Source organism: Ketobacter sp. GenoA1, from assembly GCF_003671475.1.
GTDB lineage: Bacteria > Pseudomonadota > Gammaproteobacteria > Pseudomonadales > Ketobacteraceae > Ketobacter.
This window is the reverse complement of record NZ_RCHM01000013.1, coordinates 1-1,938: the sequence shown is the minus strand read 5'-3', so window position 1 is coordinate 1,938 and position 1,938 is coordinate 1. Positions and strand designations below refer to the sequence as shown.

1 protein-coding gene is annotated in these 1,938 nt (G+C 46.3%); it reads right to left on the bottom strand.

Annotated features, from left to right (window positions below):
- Positions 1 to 159: 159 nt before the first annotated feature.
- Positions 160 to 858 carry a hypothetical protein gene (locus D9N13_RS05020; protein ID WP_290586762.1) on the bottom strand — a complete coding sequence of 233 codons (699 nt, stop codon included), beginning with the start codon at positions 856 to 858 and terminating at the stop codon, positions 160 to 162.
- Positions 859 to 1,938: the final 1,080 nt, after the last annotated feature.

Sequence of the window (1,938 nt, the reverse complement as noted above, 5' to 3'; positions counted from 1 at the left end):
GGTATTTTGGTGAGGGCAACCGCCGTTGCCTTGAACTCATCGTCGTATCGATTGTATTGCTTTCTTCGTGCCATTTGACACCTCCACTTAGGTAGTTGGAGGTGTGCGCATTATCGGGGGAGGTGTCGGGTCCGAGTACAGCAAATTGTTATAAATTTTTTACGCCAGACCATACTGCTGCTTTGTCTTTGCTACTGCTTGGCGATTGTATTTAACTTTGGCGATCATCTTTATTACCAGATGCGCAGGTAAATATAAGATAGCTGCAACAAACCCTGTACCCATAACCAATGGGATAACATCAGCTATACCCGTAATTGGCTTGTCGTCAACAAAAGACCCAACAGCCATTAATACCGCAACAATAGAAAGAAACACTGAAAACGTGATAATCGATGTTTTTTCTGATTTTTTGGATATTTGTGTTGCCAACTCATTTAAGCCAGGCCCACTCTCGCCAACAATTTCACGCAACTCAAAAACAAGATCAACAAGCCTATCTTTTCTGCTTGCAGTTAAATTTCCACCATAGTTAACTTTACTAATGATCTCATTCACTTCGCTTATGCTAGCTTTGAACTTTTGATATTGTGAAGCGGTATCCCCTTTACCAAGAAGGTCATCTAGATCCAATTTTTTTCGCTCTGCAAAAACGGGGTCAATGTTGTTATTTACCAAGTACTCTTGGAGTGATTGGTTCGACTCTTCAGCGATATTCTTTATGAATTGAGCCTTTTCGAGCTTTGCTATTTGAGCTTGAGTTGGGCCGCTTCTTCGTCTAGAAGATCTACCACCAATTCTAGTTCCAACGCCAACCCTAAAACCGCCCCCCAAACTTTTGCTAAATCCTACCCACATATCTAATCCCCTTGCTCGATCTTGAAAATTTATAACACTGAGGTAACCGGCCCAGCTGCGTTGTGCCAACCTGTGGTATAAGCGCAGCGACCACATGTTGGTGCGGCGTAGCTGGGTCCGCGTTGACCGGATAGTTAAAACGGTGCCGGTACCAACCTACCAACAACCACGTTGTGGCGCGAGCGCGCCACCTAAACCTATAAACCGTGACAGTTAGAATACCTTAATTGCCCCAACCGTCAAAACCGATAGGCTCACGAAGAACGAACGGTTTGTTGGTCGACCTTCAACAGCCTGGCAAACCTATTTAAAACTATCAATTCTACGCTTTAGACCTGCTGGGATAATACGATTGCGATAACCAATGCTGGTATTGTTCGACGAACATAATCACTAGCAGCAACCCAGATCAGCGATACCACCACCCAACCTTATAGCGCTCCGGCGAAGCCGAATATCACTTAAAACAAATCAAACTAAAGGGCACCATTTAACGCTGAGGTAACCGGCCCAGCTGCGTTGTGCCAACATGTGGTAAAAAGCGAAGCGACCACATGTTGGTGCGGCGTAGCTGGGTCCGCGTTGACCGGATAGTTAAAACGGTGCTGGAACTCACTTGCCAACAACCACGTTGTGGCGCGAGCGCGCCACTCTAAGCTCAACGAACATGACAATTAGAATACCGTAATTGCCACCACCAATGCACCCTACTACAACCACGAAGAACGTACGGTTTGTTGGTCGACCTTCAACAGCCTGGCAAACCTATTTAGAACTACGAAACCTACGCTTTAGATCTGCTGGGATTATACGATTGAGATACCCAATGCTGGCAGTGTTCGACGAACATAATCACTAGCAGCAACACAGATCTGAGATACCACCACCCAACCTTATAGCGCTCCGGCGAAGCCGAATATCACTTAAAATGAATCAAACTACATGGCACCATTTAACGCTGAGGTAACCGGCCCAGCTACGTTGTGCCAACATGTGGTAGAAGCGAAGCGACCACATGTTGGTGCGGCGTAGCTGGGTCCGCGTTGACCGGATAGTTAAAACGGTGCCGGTACCAACCTA